The sequence below is a fragment of the Phyllobacterium sp. NPDC097923 genome (genome assembly GCF_044760925.1).
GTDB classification, from domain to species: domain Bacteria; phylum Pseudomonadota; class Alphaproteobacteria; order Rhizobiales; family Rhizobiaceae; genus Phyllobacterium; species Phyllobacterium calauticae.
The window spans coordinates 83,684-99,165 of the sequence record NZ_JBIWBL010000004.1 but is presented as its reverse complement, the minus strand read 5'-3'; the positions used below and the strand labels follow the sequence as shown (position 1 = coordinate 99,165).

Annotated in this window: 12 protein-coding genes; 10 read left to right on the top strand and 2 right to left on the bottom strand. The window is 55.0% G+C overall.

All coding sequences use genetic code 11. The features are described 5' to 3' along the window. Positions 1-12 precede the first annotated feature (12 nt). The 10 genes from ACIQWS_RS18880 (at position 13) to ACIQWS_RS18835 (ending at position 13,872) form a co-directional block, all read left to right on the top strand. On the top strand, positions 13-2,073 hold the full coding sequence (locus tag ACIQWS_RS18880; RefSeq protein ID WP_403182861.1) for a hypothetical protein: 2,061 nt from the start codon (positions 13-15) through the stop codon (positions 2,071-2,073). Positions 2,074-2,158: 85 nt separating this feature from the next. Continuing rightward, positions 2,159-4,351, top strand: coding sequence for a glycosyltransferase (locus tag ACIQWS_RS18875; protein WP_403182858.1), 2,193 nt, complete (start codon positions 2,159-2,161; stop codon positions 4,349-4,351). An 864-nt stretch (positions 4,352-5,215) separates the two neighbouring features. Beyond that, entirely contained in the window at positions 5,216-5,305 is a 90-nt protein-coding gene (locus ACIQWS_RS18870; protein WP_163593559.1) for a K(+)-transporting ATPase subunit F, read from the top strand. 34 nt (positions 5,306-5,339) lie between these two features. After that, a complete protein-coding gene (kdpA, locus tag ACIQWS_RS18865) occupies positions 5,340-7,043 on the top strand; it encodes a potassium-transporting ATPase subunit KdpA (protein ID WP_403182853.1) in 1,704 nt (567 codons plus the stop codon). 11 nt (positions 7,044-7,054) lie between these two features. Next, positions 7,055-7,222 (top strand): hypothetical protein, encoded by a 168-nt coding sequence (locus tag ACIQWS_RS18860; RefSeq protein WP_223614240.1) that lies wholly within the window; start codon positions 7,055-7,057, stop codon positions 7,220-7,222. A gap of 43 nt (positions 7,223-7,265) precedes the next feature. Next, the gene (kdpB, locus tag ACIQWS_RS18855) at positions 7,266-9,338 is read left to right on the top strand and encodes a potassium-transporting ATPase subunit KdpB (RefSeq protein ID WP_346306765.1); all 2,073 of its coding nucleotides are present in this window, start codon (positions 7,266-7,268) and stop codon (positions 9,336-9,338) included. Between the two features lie 12 nt (positions 9,339-9,350). Further along, complete coding sequence (kdpC, locus tag ACIQWS_RS18850) at positions 9,351-9,914, top strand: potassium-transporting ATPase subunit KdpC (protein WP_403182849.1); 564 nt, start codon at positions 9,351-9,353, stop codon at positions 9,912-9,914. A 68-nt stretch (positions 9,915-9,982) separates the two neighbouring features. After that, entirely contained in the window at positions 9,983-12,688 is a 2,706-nt protein-coding gene (locus tag ACIQWS_RS18845) for a DUF4118 domain-containing protein (RefSeq protein WP_403182846.1), read from the top strand. Next, entirely contained in the window at positions 12,685-13,377 is a 693-nt protein-coding gene (locus ACIQWS_RS18840; RefSeq protein WP_403182842.1) for a response regulator transcription factor, read from the top strand. The genes ACIQWS_RS18845 and ACIQWS_RS18840 overlap by 4 nt, the downstream gene beginning before the upstream one ends. 9 nt (positions 13,378-13,386) lie before the next feature. Continuing rightward, the gene (locus ACIQWS_RS18835; protein WP_403182839.1) at positions 13,387-13,872 is read left to right on the top strand and encodes a PTS sugar transporter subunit IIA; all 486 of its coding nucleotides are present in this window, start codon (positions 13,387-13,389) and stop codon (positions 13,870-13,872) included. A 46-nt stretch (positions 13,873-13,918) separates the two neighbouring features. Here ACIQWS_RS18835 and ACIQWS_RS18830 read toward each other — a convergent pair whose 3' ends face one another. Beyond that, positions 13,919-14,221 (bottom strand): hypothetical protein, encoded by a 303-nt coding sequence (locus tag ACIQWS_RS18830; protein ID WP_346306770.1) that lies wholly within the window; start codon positions 14,219-14,221, stop codon positions 13,919-13,921. A 41-nt stretch (positions 14,222-14,262) separates the two neighbouring features. Next, the gene (gene dapA, locus ACIQWS_RS18825; RefSeq protein ID WP_403182835.1) at positions 14,263-15,330 is read right to left on the bottom strand and encodes a 4-hydroxy-tetrahydrodipicolinate synthase; all 1,068 of its coding nucleotides are present in this window, start codon (positions 15,328-15,330) and stop codon (positions 14,263-14,265) included. Between the last annotated feature and the right edge of the window lie 152 nt (positions 15,331-15,482).

Here is a 15,482-nt window from a genome sequence, read left to right as displayed (position 1 = left end):
CGGGCGAACTATATGGTCCCCCTTTATTGGGATCAGTGGGAATTTGCGACTGAGCTGGCGAGATCAAAGCAAGACACACTCTCGCTCCAGTATCTTTTTGCTGCGCATAACGAGCATGTCATTGCAACGACAAAGCTGCTTTTCTTTCTCGATTACTATTTTTTTAGTCTAACAAATGGTCCGCTCATTGTGTCGATTGGCATCGCAACATTTTGTATTGCGTGGCTGTTGGCCAAGATTTTGTTTGTCAATGACAAAGAGAATAAGTATTTCTATCCATTCTTTCTGCTTTTCTCTGCATCCGGATTCTCGCTGGCCCAATGGGAGAATTTGCTCTGGGGCTTCCAACCTCAGTTTTATCTCGTGCTGATCTTCACACTGATAAGCTGTCTTATTGGGTTGAAAGTAAGTGACCGTGAGCAAGTCACATCCCCTTGGTGGTTCGCTGGATTGCTTGTGACAACGGGCTTAGGTGTGTTTTCGATGGGCAATGGCATCGCATTGCCTGTTTCCATTATCATCCTGTTTGTTCTTCGCCGCTACCGGCCGATTAAAACGGTGCTTTATGCATTCGTCGCGGCATTGTTCATTGGTGCGTTTGTCGTTTTGACACGTGGTGCACCCTCCGTCGGAGATCCTGCGCTAAAGACACTCGGCAATCTTGTGTCTTTCTTTTTTGGCATGCTTGGTAGCCCCATCAGCAATCGAGGAGTTATTGCCGCGATATGTGGTCTGGTGTTGTTTGGTGCTTACTGTATTTTGTTTTTGCTTTATGTTCTGCTACCGTTTCTGCGCAGACGGCCGCTTGATGAGGCTTTGGTGGGACTCTTTGCCCTCGCAAGTTTTCTCTTCGCAACGGCGGTTGGCGCGGCGTGGGGGAGGACGGCGCTGGGTACAGGTGTAGCACTCTCGTCACGCTATTCGACGCCTATGCTTGTCTTGTGGATGACACTTTTCGCCATTCTGTTTCGAGTGACAGTTTTAGCCGATTATCGGCCGTCGCTTCGTCAGGCACGATTGGGATTATGGATTCTTCTTGCCTTAAGTGTTGCGGCGTGGACCAGTTTACGGTCGGGTAATATTGCTGGTGCCAGCCACACGAATGAAGTCAACCAGGCTGGATATTTTCTGTCTTCCGGTTTGCTCCCTGATGAACAGTTGCTGAAATTGTACCCCTTACCTGACCGCATAAAGCCGACCATTGATTTTCTGCGAGACGCCAAACTCAATCTATTCGCAGATAACCCAGGACTGTCAGGATCGAGTTGGAAACAGTGGACTGATAAACCAGCCCAGGCTTGTGAACTTGGATCCGTCGATAAAGTCCAGCGTCTTTCTGCTACGGCGTGGCAGGCGACTGGCTGGGTGACAAATGCTAAGCGACAAACTCCACGGTGGATTGTTGCCGTCGACGCAAGCCAGAATGTTCTCGGATATACGGCCCCACTTCAGCGCCGTCCCGATATTGCTAAAACTGTTGGTGCAAACAGGTACTATCGTGGTTTTGTGGTGCCCGTAAATGGGGCAGCAGGCAATACAAGCCTTCCCATAGCTTTGCTGGTGATTTTCGGCGAGAACGAAAAGCCGTGCCGTTTGGATCTCCCCCTCTTGCCAGATGGACCATATCTGGTCCCAGCTGGGAAATTAGCGCCCCTGCAAACTCAGGTTGTGCATTTGGGTGCAACGGCTAGTCCCGGCGTGCCAGCCATCCTTTCCATAAGCGTACCCTATGAGGGGGCCGAAATCAGCGGCACTTGGGTTTCATCCGATGAGGATGTAGGCAGCATAACCTACAACATTCGCGATACCACCTGTCAGACCGTCATTGTTCCAATTTTGCGCGGGCCCTCAACAGAAGGGTTAAGTCTTGTCATCAAATCCAACGGTAGGATGGTATCTGATGAGACACCGGTGTTTGATTTGCTGCGACCCCATTTATGGCAATATTTGCAGATAAATGCGTTTGATGCTTGCAAGGAAGGTGAGAAATCGAACCTAAGTATAACGCTGGAAGACAAAGGACGGGGATGGGGAGCGTGGGGTGCCATGGCAACTCCAGCTTTGCAACGGTAGTAGTCCACTATGTTCAACCTTATACCCTTCGCGGTGCCGCATTTAAGGCGGAAGCCGTTGTAAGTTTAAACAGGAAGCTCTGGACGTGAAAACAACCAAACTGAATGAGTATTCCCAACGCATTCAAGAGTTGGAAGTCAAAGTGGAACATAAAAATAATCTAAATGACCTGCTGAAACAAGAAAATGACCGCTTAAGACTTAGCAATGGTAAGCTCGGCAACGAAATTTTGGAGCTAAAGTCAAAGTGTCTTGGGATGAGTGACGCCGCGAGAGAGCTTCAAAGCCAGATCTTCCAGAAAACGCAACAAATTTCAGCATACGAGCGTTCGACGAGTTGGAAAATGACTGCACCCTATCGATTTATCAGTAATCGCATTCAGGGCATCTTGAGAAAAATCATTCTTCTGTCAAAGCTCATAAAGTATGGCGGCGGTGTGAAATCATCAATGGGTCATGCTTTAAAAATAATTCAACGGGAAGGTGTGTTGGGTTTACTGCAACGGATCAAGGCAGCGGATAGCACAAATCCTAAGGGAGGCATGTTTGGAAATGACTACTCGGAATGGCTGGATCGTTATGCAATGCTGGATCGACTGGAATCTGAGGATGTAAATGCGCATTTAAAACGGTCGAAGAATACCCCTCTGATATCCATTGTGATGCCTGTTTATAATCCCAATCTGGTGTGGCTAAACGAAGCGATTCAATCAGTTCGCGACCAACTCTATCCACATTGGCAGCTTTGTATCGCTGACGACAAGTCCACTGATCCAAAAGTTCGCGAAGTGCTTCTCAACTATCAGGCACTGGACGAGCGGATAAAAGTCACTTTTCGCGCGGCCAACGGTCATATTTCTGCGGCTTCTAATAGCGCGCTTGAACTCGCAACCGGCGAGTGGACTGCACTGATGGATCAGGATGATCTGCTTACACCGGAGGCGCTTTACTACGTTTTTGAAACCATCGAGCGCAATCCGGACGCGGCGTTGATTTACTCAGATGAAGATAAAATTGACGAAGTCGGAAAACGTTTCAGTCCGTATTTCAAATCCGACTGGAATCCGGATCTGTTCCTGTCGCACAATATGATCTCTCATTTGGGCGTCTACAAGTCAGACTTGGTGAAGAGTCTCGGCGGCTTTAGAGAAGGCAGAGAAGGCTCTCAGGACTATGACCTTGCTTTGCGCTGCATTGAGGTGTTGAAGGCCGATCAAATCCTGCATATCCCGCGGGTACTTTACCATTGGCGCAGCCACGCAGATAGCACTGCTCAGTCGGGAAGCAACAAGGGCTATGCGCTCCGCGTAGGACAGCAAGTGCTCAATGAGCATTTCCAACGCATGGAAATCAAAGCCACGTCGGAACTGCTCGACTTCGGGATGTATAGAACTCGATACGATTTACCTGAAGCACTTCCACTCGTGAGTCTCATCATTCCAACGCGGAATAGATTAAACCTGTTGCAGCAATGTATAGACAGCATTGTTGCAAAGACAGAGTACGCGAATTACGAGATAATTATTGTCGATAATAATTCGGATGATGAGGATACTCTGAAGTATCTTGATACAATTTCTCGCGAAAAGCGGATTCGTGTCATTCGTGATATGAGGCCGTTTAATTATTCTGCGTTGAATAACGGTGCAGTGCAGGAAGCCAAAGGCGAGTTCGTCGGTCTGATCAACAACGATATCGAAGTTATATCCGCTAATTGGTTGAGTGAAATGGTCAGCATAGCCAGCCAGCCTGGTGTGGGAGCGGTTGGTGCGCGTCTGTGGTATCCGGACGACACGCTTCAACATGGGGGCGTCATATTGGGCCTCTTGGGTGCCGCTGGCCATGCTCACAAAGGACTACCACGCGGTGCACCGGGGTATTTCGGGAGGGCGCAACTGACGCAAACCCTCAGTGCTGTTACCGCAGCCTGTTTGATCGTTCGAAAGGATATTTTTACACAAGTTGGCGGACTGGACGAGGAGAACCTGAAAGTCGCCTTTAACGATATCGACTTCTGCATTCGTGTCCGGCAAGCAGGGTATCGAAATGTTTGGACGCCCTTTGCAGAGCTTTACCATCATGAATCGGCGTCGCGCGGGACTGAGGATACACCGGAAAAGCAGGCAAGATTCCTAAGGGAAGTGAATTTTCTGAAGGAACGTTGGGGTAGAGTTCTTCGAGAAGATCCCGCCTATAGTCCGAATTTGACTCTCGATCGAGATGATTTTTCGCTCAGTTGGCCGCCGAGAATTAAGACAAGGAATACGTTACAAGAATGATCTGCGGCGAGTAATGACATATCTGACAGTTTCGTATGACATGTTACGGTCTGTCGGATTGATGCAATGAAGTGATCAGGAAACCGGAATATTCGCAAACCGTGCCATGGCCGGGACTGTCTTGCCTGCGCCAAGGCAGCGTGCCCTATAGTATATGCTCATGGGCTGTTTATATATTTGTTCTGCCCATCCAATTGAAAAATATCCGCGCCTTTTAGGCGCGGATCAAAATCTTAGCAACAGTCTGGTTCTCCGGAACAAGCCGCATCGTTAAAAAGGACACGGGGACATTCCCACGTTCCAGAATCTTTCGTACGGCCCTGTACTTACACAATGGTATGCGTACTGAACAACCGCCGAAGGCGGTGATTGGTTCAAAATCTGCACTTGCTGATTATCACGAGGAATTGGGCATTTTCCCGTGGTTGTGGCCTGTCATTCTCGCTGGTATCGCCGTCATTTTGCTGAGCAGCTGGCCGGTGAGCAGATCTGGGATTTAAATGATTTCCTGACCGAGATGCCTCCGTCTTGGGGCGCTTATGGCCTTTTATGAAATTATTCCATCGGCTTGGCGTGCGTTCCGTTGTTGCGAGGAATTCAGCCAATTCCCCCTCAAATCCTTATAGTTTCCTTATACCTCCTCTCTGTGTCCCGTCTCGAATTCTTATGTCCGAGGCGGCATAACTCCTTTGCTCAGCAATTTGTCTGAAAATACTTTTGAGTAATGATCAGCAATATTGATGCTGTCTATATAAGGAGTTCTCCAGATGGACTTTATTGTTCTTGGAATAGGTGTTTTGTTCTTTCTCATTTCGCTGGCTTATACAAAAGCCTGTGAAAATTTGTAATCGGAAGGATCAGATAATGACCATCGATTACATTCTGGGAGGTGGAGTGACCTTGTTCCTTCTTGCCTATCTCACTTACGCGCTGGTTCGCCCAGAGCGCTTCTGATCGCCTCTGACACCAGGCTTGGAAAGCTACACCTATGACTCTCAACGGCTGGATACAGATTCTCGTTTACTGCGGGATCATCATCTTACTTGTGAAACCGCTTGGCGGTTACATGACGCGTGTTTTTAACGGCGAGCGCACATTCCTTTCGCCCGTCCTCGTTCCGGTGGAGCGGGGCCTTTATCGTATTGCCGGAACAAGCGAGCGCGACGAGCAACACTGGACCACCTATACGGCTGCATTGCTGCTCTTCAGCTTGGGCGGCCTCATCGCGCTTTATGCGCTGCAGAGGTTCCAGGGAATTCTTCCCTATAATCCCGCTGGCATGACGGCAACGGAACCCGGTCTTGCCTTCAACAGCGCTGTCAGCTTTGTCACCAACACCAACTGGCAGAACTATGGCGGCGAAAGCTCCATGTCCTATCTTGTTCAGATGGCCGGTTTCACGGTTCAGAACTTCGTATCGGCAGCCACGGGCATTGCGATTGCCATCGCCCTCATTCGCGGGTTTGCCCGCACGTCAGGCAAGTCCGTCGGCAATTTCTGGGTCGATCTGACGCGAAGCACGCTCTATATCCTGCTCCCCATCTGCATCGTTCTGACGCTTGTCTATGTGTATCTCGGTGTTCCACAGACGCTCGGGACTTATGTCGATGCGACAACGCTCGAAGGCGCAAAGCAGACCATCGCTGTCGGCCCCGTTGCATCCCAGTTGGCGATCAAGATGCTCGGCACGAATGGCGGCGGTTTCTTCAATGCCAACTCGGCCCATCCCTTTGAAAATCCGGATGCCATCTCGAACTTCATCCAGATGGTCTCGATCTTTGCGATCGGTGCCGCGCTGACCAATGTCTTCGGCCGGATGGTTGGAAACCAACGTCAAGGCTGGGCTCTCTTCGCCGCCATGGGGGTTCTTTTCCTGGCTGGCGTTACCGCCTGCTACTGGTCGGAGGCTGCCGGCAATCCGCTGGTGCATGCGCTTGGGATCGATGGCGGCAATATGGAAGGCAAGGAGACCCGCTTCGGCATCGCTTTGTCGGCGCTTTTCGCCGTGATCACAACGGCCGCATCCTGCGGCGCGGTCAATGCCATGCATGACAGTTTCATGGCCATTGGCGGCATGCTGCCCATGATCAACATGATGCTGGGAGAGGTCATCATCGGCGGTGTTGGTGCCGGTCTCTATGGCATTCTGCTCTATGTGGTGATCGCGGTTTTCGTTGCCGGACTGATGGTCGGCCGCACGCCGGAATATCTCGGCAAGAAGATCGAAGCCAAGGAAGTGAAGATGGCCATGCTCGGCGTGCTTTGCCTGCCGCTTGCCATGCTTGGCTTCACGGCGATTGCATGCGTGCTGCCATCGGCTGTGGCTGCAACCGGTAATTCCGGCCCGCACGGCTTCTCCGAAATCCTGTATGCCTATACGTCGGCCGCTGCCAACAATGGCTCGGCATTCGGCGGTCTCAGCGGGAACACCACCTGGTATAATCTTACGCTCGCCATCGGCATGCTCATGGGCCGGTTCTTCGTGATCATTCCGGTCATGGCAATTGCCGGGTCGCTGGTCGTCAAGAAGACCGTTCCGGAATCCGCAGGCACCTTCCCAACCCATGGCGGTTTGTTTGTCGGACTTCTCATTGGCGTCATCCTGATCGTCGGCGGTCTCACATTCTTCCCGGCCCTGGCTGTCGGACCGATTGTCGAGCACCTCGCCATCGGTCTTGGCCAGACCTTCTGATGGAGCCTGTCATGCGTCACGGTTACCTGCAATTCAATGTCCATCCTCGCGCCGGCAAGCTGGCGCGAGGGGCAGCCAAGCGCGTGCGCGCCTCCGACATCATCCTTGGCATGACGCTGGTGATGCTGATCGTCTGGCTTGCGGCATACGCCTGTCTTCACACAGTCACAGCGTCATGATCGCCGCCGTGCAGTTACAAGAATTTCAAAACTGGAGTCTCAAATGAGCCAGTCCAAATCCGCGAGCCTTATGGACTCTCGCATACTCATACCGGCCATCGGAGGAGCTTTCAAAAAGCTTAATCCGCGCAGCCTCATCAAAAACCCCGTCATGTTCGTGGTTGCGGTCGTCTCGTTCCTGACGACGGTGCTGTTCCTCAAGGACATGGCGACCGGCGGCCGCGATCTCGGATTTTCATTCCAGATCATCGTCTGGCTCTGGTTCACCGTGCTTTTCGCCAATTTTGCCGAAGCCGTCGCCGAAGGCCGCGGCAAGGCACAGGCGGATTCACTGCGCAAGGCGCGCACGGAAACGCAGGCCAAGCTTCTCACCGGCGATGACCGCACCAGCTTCAAACTGGTGCCCGGCACCAAGCTGAAGGTCGGCGATATCGTGCTGGTCGAGGCAGGTGATATTATCCCCTCGGACGGTGAAGTCATCGAAGGCATCGCCTCGGTCAATGAATCTGCCATCACCGGTGAATCCGCTCCGGTCATCCGCGAGTCCGGCGGTGACCGCTCGGCTGTCACCGGCGGGACCCAGGTCCTGTCGGACTGGCTGCGCGTGCGTATCACTGCCGCTGCCGGCTCCACATTCATAGACCGGATGATTGCGCTTGTCGAAGGCGCGGAACGGCAGAAGACACCCAACGAAATTGCGCTCAACATTCTTCTTGCCGGCATGACCCTGATCTTCGTGCTGGCAACGGCTACGATCCCAAGCTTTGCAACCTATGCAGGCGGCGCCATTCCCGTGGTTGTCCTGGTTGCTCTGTTTGTCACACTGATCCCGACCACGATCGGCGCACTTCTGTCGGCAATCGGCATTGCGGGCATGGACCGGTTGATCCAGTTCAATGTTCTTGCCATGTCCGGACGCGCCGTCGAGGCCGCCGGTGACGTCGACACTTTGCTTCTCGACAAGACCGGGACGATCACATTCGGCAATCGCCAGGCAACGGAATTCAGTCCCGTGACCGGTGTGACCGAGCAGGAACTGGCCGATGCGGCGCAGCTTGCCTCCCTGGCCGATGAAACGCCGGAAGGCCGCTCTATCGTCGTACTGGCAAAGGAAAAATATGGCATTCGTGCGCGTGACATGGCGACATTGCATGCCACATTCGTGCCATTCACTGCGCAAAGCCGCATGAGCGGCGTGGATATCGATGGCTCGTCCATCCGCAAGGGGGCTGTCGATGCGGTTCTTGCCTACGTCAATTCCACAACCGTTGTAACGGGAACCGTCCGGGCAAGCGCCGAGCTGGTGCGCGAGCTGCAGTCCATCGCCGATCAGATCGCCAAGGCAGGCGGGACACCGCTTGCAGTGGTACGCGATGGCAAGCTGCTCGGCGTCATTCACCTGAAGGATATCGTCAAGGGCGGGATTCGCGAACGCTTCTCGGAACTGCGCCGCATGGGCATCAAGACGGTGATGATCACGGGTGATAACCCGCTGACAGCAGCGGCGATTGCGGCGGAAGCCGGCGTTGACGATTTCCTCGCTCAGGCCACACCTGAGAACAAGCTCTCGCTCATCCGCGACGAACAGGCCAAGGGCAAGCTCGTGGCAATGTGCGGCGACGGGACCAACGACGCGCCGGCGCTTGCGCAGGCCGACGTTGGTGTGGCGATGAATACCGGTACGGTGGCCGCGCGTGAAGCGGGCAACATGGTCGATCTCGACAGCGATCCGACCAAGCTCATTGAAATCGTCGGCATCGGCAAGCAGCTGCTGATGACGCGCGGTGCGCTGACGACGTTCTCGATCGCCAACGATATCGCCAAATACTTCGCCATTATCCCTGCAATGTTTCTGGCGTTCTATCCGCAGCTCGCCGCACTCAACATCATGGGCTTGCAGACGCCGCAAAGCGCCATTCTGTCGGCAATCATTTTCAATGCCCTGATCATCGTTGCGCTCATTCCGCTGTCGCTCAAGGGCGTCAAGTACCGGGCGGTCGGTGCTGGGGCTCTGTTGAGCCGCAACCTTCTGATTTACGGCCTGGGCGGTGTCATCGTGCCATTCATCGGCATCAAAGCGATCGACATGGTCATCACCAGCCTCGGGCTCGCATAAAGGATCATTCCAATGTTGAAACAACTCAAACCCGCGATTGTCATGGTTATCGCCCTTACAGTGATCACGGGTCTCATCTATCCCCTGGGTATGACCGGGCTCTCGCAATTGCTGTTCCCGCACCAGGCCAATGGCAGTCTGATCGAGAAGAACGGAACTGTCATCGGGTCCGAATTGATTGGCCAGGCATTTGCCTCTGACAAGTACTTTCACGGCAGGCCATCGGCCGCCGGAGACGGATACAATGCGAGTTCTTCCGGCGGCTCCAATCTCGGACCGACAAATCCGAAACTGATCGAGCGCATCAAGACAGATGCAGCGGCACTGAAGGAAACCAATAGCGCTGCTCCTGTCCCCATTGATCTGGTTACGGCGTCGGGCAGCGGGCTGGACCCGCATCTTTCTCCGGCCGCCGCCTATTTCCAGATACCGCGCGTGGCGAAGGCAAGAGGTCTCGATGAGGCACGCATTCGCCAGCTGGTGGATCAGAACATACAGACGCGCGAGCTTGGATTCATGGGTGAGCCGGTTATCAATTTGCTGGCGTTGAATCAGGCACTCGACGGTCTGAAATAAGCCGGTTAGCCTGAAATACCGGGAACGTGCGATGCGGGTTCCCGGTATTTTCGAAGGGGTCATGACACATGCCTGATGACGGCCGCGACACTGAACGAAGACCATCGCCCGAGGCGCTGCTGGAAAATGCCGAGCGAGAGACCCGCGGTCGGTTGAAGATTTTTTTGGGGGCAGCGCCGGGGGTCGGAAAGACCTACGAGATGCTGATGTCCGGACGGGCGGCGATTGCCGAGGGCATCGATGTTGTTATCGGTGTGGTCGAGACACATGGGCGCAAGGAAACGGAAGCCCTCGTCAAAGGTTTCGAGGTCCTCCCCAAAGCCCGTATCAACTACAAGGACCACCAGCTTGAAGAGATGGACATTGACGCGATCCTGGCGCGCCGTCCGGCTCTCGTTCTCGTGGACGAATTGGCACACACGAATGCGCCTGGTTCGCGCCATCCGAAGCGCTACCTGGATGTCCAGGAGATTTTAAGACACGACATTGATGTTTACTCCACGCTCAACATTCAGCATGTGGAAAGTCTGAATGATGTCGTGGCCCAGATCACCCATGTGCGTGTGCGGGAAACCGTGCCTGATTCCGTCATCGATGAGGCGGACGATGTTGAAATCATCGATCTCACGCCGGCAGATCTGATCAAGCGCCTGCATGAAGGCAAAGTATATGTTCCCGACACCGCCAAACGGGCGATAGAGAACTATTTCTCTCCGGGGAACCTGACAGCGCTGCGCGAGCTCGCCTTGCGCCGCACGGCGCAGCGGGTCGACGACCAGCTTCTCTCGCACATGCAGGCGAACGCGATATCGGGACCCTGGGCTGCCGGCGATCGCGTCGTCGTGTGCATCGATGATCATCAGGGAGGAACCTCCCTTGTCCGCTATGCACGGCGTCTCGCTGACCGGTTGCGTGCGCCGTGGACGGCACTCTATGTGGAAACGCCCGGATCAACGCGGCTCTCGGAAGACGACAAGGATCGCATTGCCTCCACCTTGCGGCTTGCAAGCCAATTGGGGGGAGATGCGATCACGACGCCCGGTCGCGATCCCGCCGAAGAGATTGCCCGCTATGCACGGGAAAACAACGTCACGCACATTGTGACAGGCAAGCCGACAAAGCCGCGCTGGCGCGAGTTCTTCGAAGGGTCGGTTTCACATGATCTTATCCGGCACGCCGGGAATATCAGTGTGCATGTGATTTCCGGGAACGAGCAGAACGGCGAACCGGCCCGTCAGAAGGCGTCGGAAATTCCGGAAGGACGTTTCCAGCTCAAGGCCTATCTTCTAAGCACGGCATATGTCGCCGGAGCGCTGGCGGTGGGGCTGCTGATCTCGCGCGTGCTGGATGTACGCAATATCGCCCTGGTCTTCCTGATGGCCGTGCTTGCTTCGGCAGTGACGGTTGGGCTTTGGCCGGCCCTGTTTGCGTCGGTGCTGAGCGCCATTGTGCTGAACTTCTTTTTCCTCGATCCCCTTTACACCCTGGTTATCAGCGACCCGGAAAGCGTGATTGCGCTTGGCTTCTTTTTCGGTGTTGCAGTGATCGCCAGCAATTTGACGGCGAGAGTGCAGCGGCAGGCGGCGGCAGCGCGGCAACGGGCCAGAACAACGGAAGATCTCTATCTCTTCAGCAAGAAGCTGGCGGGAACGAGCACGCTCGATGATGTCCTGTGGGCCACAGCCTTTCAGATCGCATCCATGTTGAAACTGCGGGTCGTGCTTCTTCTGCCGGAGAAAGGTTCGATTGAAGTGAAGGCCGGCTATCCACCCGACGATACATTGGATGACGCGGACATCGCGGCCGCGCGATGGGCATGGGAAAACAACCGGGCTGCGGGTAGGGGAGCCGATACCTTGCCGGGCGCAAAGCGGCTTTATCTGCCCTTGCGGACGGGACGCATGGCCGTTGGTGTCATCGGTCTCGACAGCGACAAGAAGGGGCCTTTGCTGACGCCTGAACAGCAGCGCCTGCTTGACGCCCTGGCCGACCAGGCGGCGGTCGGCATTGAGCGAACACAACTGGCGGCTGATGTGGACAAGGCAAAGCTGGCGGCGGAAGCGGACCGCCTCCGCTCAGCCCTGCTGACGTCCATCTCGCATGATCTGAAGACTCCGTTGGCTGCCATCATGGGTGCCGCCGGCACCTTGAAGGAATTCGCTCCCGTGCTTGCCGCTGCCGAACGTTCCGATCTTCTCTCGACAGTCATCGACGAATCCGAACGTCTCAATCGCTTTATTGCCAATCTGCTCGACATGACACGGATTGAGTCCGGGGCAATGGAACCGAACTTTGCCTATCACTATGCCGGGGACATCGTCGGTTCGGCGCTGAGCCGGGCAAAGAAGATTATCGGAACCCATAAGATCGAGATCTCGATACCGGATGACTTGCCGATGCTGAGGATTGATCCTGTCCTGTTTGAGCAGGTGCTTTTCAATCTGCTGGACAATGCCGCGAAATATGCCCCCGACGGTTCGGCTCTGCGGATACAAGCCTGGTCGGATGACGGATCGGTCATCCTTCAGGTGATGGACGAAGGTCCGGGAATTCCCGTTGAGGATCTCGAACGGGTCTTTGACAGTTTCTATCGGGTGAGCAAGGGTGATCAGGTCAAGGCGGGAACCGGATTGGGGCTTTCCATTTCCCGCGGATTCATTGAGGCAATGGGCGGCACAATCACCGCGGAACAAAGAACCGATCGGTCAGGGGCAGTTTTCACCATCAGAATGCCGGCTCCCGGGGCCGTTCTCAGCATGGATGCCAGGCGGTGACAAATTCCAGCGTCAGGATCCTTGTCGTGGACGATGAGCAACCCATTCGGAAACTGTTGCGGGTCGGCCTTGGTACGCAGGGTTACAATGTCCTGGAGGCGGGGAACGCCACCAGCGCCACCGAGCAGGCGGAAGCGCATCAGCCCGACCTGATTTTGCTCGACCTTGGTCTTCCCGATGTTTCCGGTCTCGATCTTCTGCGCCGGTGGCGCGAGGAGGGCTCGGATATTCCGGTGGTCATACTGTCAAGCCGTACCGATGAACGGGGTATAGTGGAGGCGCTGGAGCTTGGAGCCGATGATTATGTCGTCAAGCCGTTTGGAATGAACGAGCTGGTCGCACGCATTCGGGTTGCCCTACGGCATCGCCTGCAGCAGCAGGGGGAGTTGCCGGTTTTCGAAACCGGCGGTCTGTCCGTCGATCTGGTGAAGCGGATTGTGAAGGTCGACGGCAGTGAAGTGAAGCTGTCGCCGAAGGAATACGATATCCTCCGCGTTCTGGTGCAGCACGCCGGCAAGGTGCTTACGCACCGCTTTCTCCTGTCACAGGTGTGGGGTGGCTCTGCGGATGTCCAGTATCTGCGTGTCTACGTCCGGCAGCTCCGGCAGAAAATTGAGCAACTGCCGGATCAGCCGCGATACATCGTGACGGAGACCGGCGTGGGGTATCGCCTGAAAGAAGTTGAGTAGGGTTGCCGCGTGCTTGTACGCCGGGATTTGCAATTGGAAATGAGAATGAAATTGGCTGATTATCTCAATCTTGATGATGTGATGTACGATCTGGAGGTGTCATCCAAGACGCAGGCACTGCATGCCATGGCGGATGTTGTGAGCAGGGATGCAGGAGTTCCGGCTGCGGCTCTCTTGGCTGCGCTGCAAAAGCGCGAACGCCTCGGTTCCACCGGCATCGGACACGGCGTTGCGATTCCGCATACGCGGATGGAAGGGGTCGATAAGCCAAGAGCCTGCCTGGCAAGGCTGAAGAGGGCCGTCGAGTTCGATGCCATTGATGATCTGCCGGTGGATGTCATTCTCATGCTGATCACGCCGGACGTTGAAGCAAACAGGCACTTGAATGTGCTGGCGCATTTTACGCGAAAACTGAGAGTTCCCGGGGTGCTCGAACAAATGCGGGCCGCCGGGGACGCAACGACGCTTTGCGCGTGTCTGACAGATATAGCGTGACAGGCAGCCAAGAGACCGCCTGTCCATCCTATCCAGAAAAATCGATCTAGGCTGATCTGCGATAGCGGCCCTGTCGATGCGACGAGCCGTCAAAGGGCGTGACATGGACTGAAAGATCGGTCCAGGGATCGGCGATGAGACAATCGCCGTCCTGTGCGCACCAGACGGCCCCAGCTTCATGTTCACTTTCACTCACGGCGAAATGGATGGCGGACTCCCTGTCGGCGAAGAGGCCGCCGACAAGGCGTTGCCTGTCGCAAACGACCCAGCAGCCATCCAGATTGCGGCCGACGATGAAACGGCAGCGGGTATTGGAGTTGCCGGGATATTGCATGCTGCTTTCCGTCATGTCTTGCTTCCGGGCTGGTGTGATTTCATTGGGAAAAGACTCTAAACGCGCCATGCGAGTGGAGCAGGATGAACCGGGGATTTTTCCCGGAGATTGAACGCTGCATCATCCGAGGCGCCGTGATCAGGAGCGGTAACACCTCCAAGGTGATCCAGGGCGGATGCAATCTGTGCGGCGACATCATCGGCAACGGTGATGAGGGGTAGGCGGACCTCGTCGCGCATGCCGCGCCGGTGTTTCAGTGCGGCCTTGATGGGGCAGGGGTTCGTATCCAGCTCGAAAGCCTCGAGGACAGGTTTCAGCCTCTGGTGAATATACTTCGCCGTTGGCCAATCACCTTTGATGCAGGCATTTTGCAGGGCGACAAAAACGTGGGGCAGGACATTGGCCATGACCGAAATCATTCCGTCGCCGCCCAAAAGGTTGAAGGCGTGGGCTGAAGCATCATGCCCCGACAGGAGAATGAAGCGATCTCCGAATGTGTTGCGCATCTCTTCGACCCGTCTCACGTCGCCGGTTGCATCCTTGATGCCAAGGATTGAAGGCATCTGCGACAACCGGTCGAGGGCCTGCAAGGAGATATCGACGCCGGTCCGGGACGGTACGTTATAGACAATGACCGGTATCGGAACGCGTGCGGCAATCGCTTCGAAATGACGAACAATGCCATCCTGATTGGGCCTGTTGTAAAAAGGCGTGACGATCAAGGCCGCATCCGCGCCGCAGGAAAGGGCAGCGGATGTGTGGGCAATGGTCAGTTCGGTACTGCTGGTGCCGGTCCCGGCAATGATGGGTACACGGCCGTTCGATACCTTCAGGCACGTTCTGATGATCCTCAGCCGTTCATCCCAGGTAAGCGTGGACGCCTCTCCCGTAGTTCCGCACGCAACCAGAGCGCTTATGCCGGACTGGATGTGCCACTCCGCCAGTTCGCCGATCGCGTCGTAGTCGACATTCCCGTCTTTAAACGGGGTGACGAGCGCTGTCATCGCGCCGGTTAGCCGTGATCGTTCAACTTGACTGTCGCTGTTCATGATGTCCTCTTCTGCATTCCATCCGCGCATGGACAGGAACTGGCTCTGCCGGGCGGCAAACGGATGCGACGGCATTGAGAGCGCGTACCCCTGGAGGCAGGCTTTGCCGGCATCTTGTTCCGTGTCGCTGTCATCTCGCGCAATTCTCGTGTTGAGTACGGCTAATACGTATCAACGCTTCCGATAGGAATTCCATTGCGTGTTCGCGGCAATCATATCAAAAAAGT

What these genes read in the sequence shown, in the direction of transcription:
- ACIQWS_RS18830 (WP_346306770.1), bottom strand. Translation starts at nt 14,221, where the DNA reads ATGACGGAAAGCAGCATGCAATATCCCGGCAACTCCAATACCCGCTGC.
- dapA (WP_403182835.1), bottom strand. Translation starts at nt 15,330, where the DNA reads ATGCCGTCGCATCCGTTTGCCGCCCGGCAGAGCCAGTTCCTGTCCATG.
- kdpC (WP_403182849.1), top strand. Translation starts at nt 9,351, where the DNA reads ATGTTGAAACAACTCAAACCCGCGATTGTCATGGTTATCGCCCTTACA.
- ACIQWS_RS18880 (WP_403182861.1), top strand. Translation starts at nt 13, where the DNA reads ATGGTCCCCCTTTATTGGGATCAGTGGGAATTTGCGACTGAGCTGGCG.
- kdpB (WP_346306765.1), top strand. Translation starts at nt 7,266, where the DNA reads ATGAGCCAGTCCAAATCCGCGAGCCTTATGGACTCTCGCATACTCATA.
- ACIQWS_RS18870 (WP_163593559.1), top strand. Translation starts at nt 5,216, where the DNA reads ATGACCATCGATTACATTCTGGGAGGTGGAGTGACCTTGTTCCTTCTT.
- ACIQWS_RS18845 (WP_403182846.1), top strand. Translation starts at nt 9,983, where the DNA reads ATGCCTGATGACGGCCGCGACACTGAACGAAGACCATCGCCCGAGGCG.
- kdpA (WP_403182853.1), top strand. Translation starts at nt 5,340, where the DNA reads ATGACTCTCAACGGCTGGATACAGATTCTCGTTTACTGCGGGATCATC.
- ACIQWS_RS18860 (WP_223614240.1), top strand. Translation starts at nt 7,055, where the DNA reads ATGCGTCACGGTTACCTGCAATTCAATGTCCATCCTCGCGCCGGCAAG.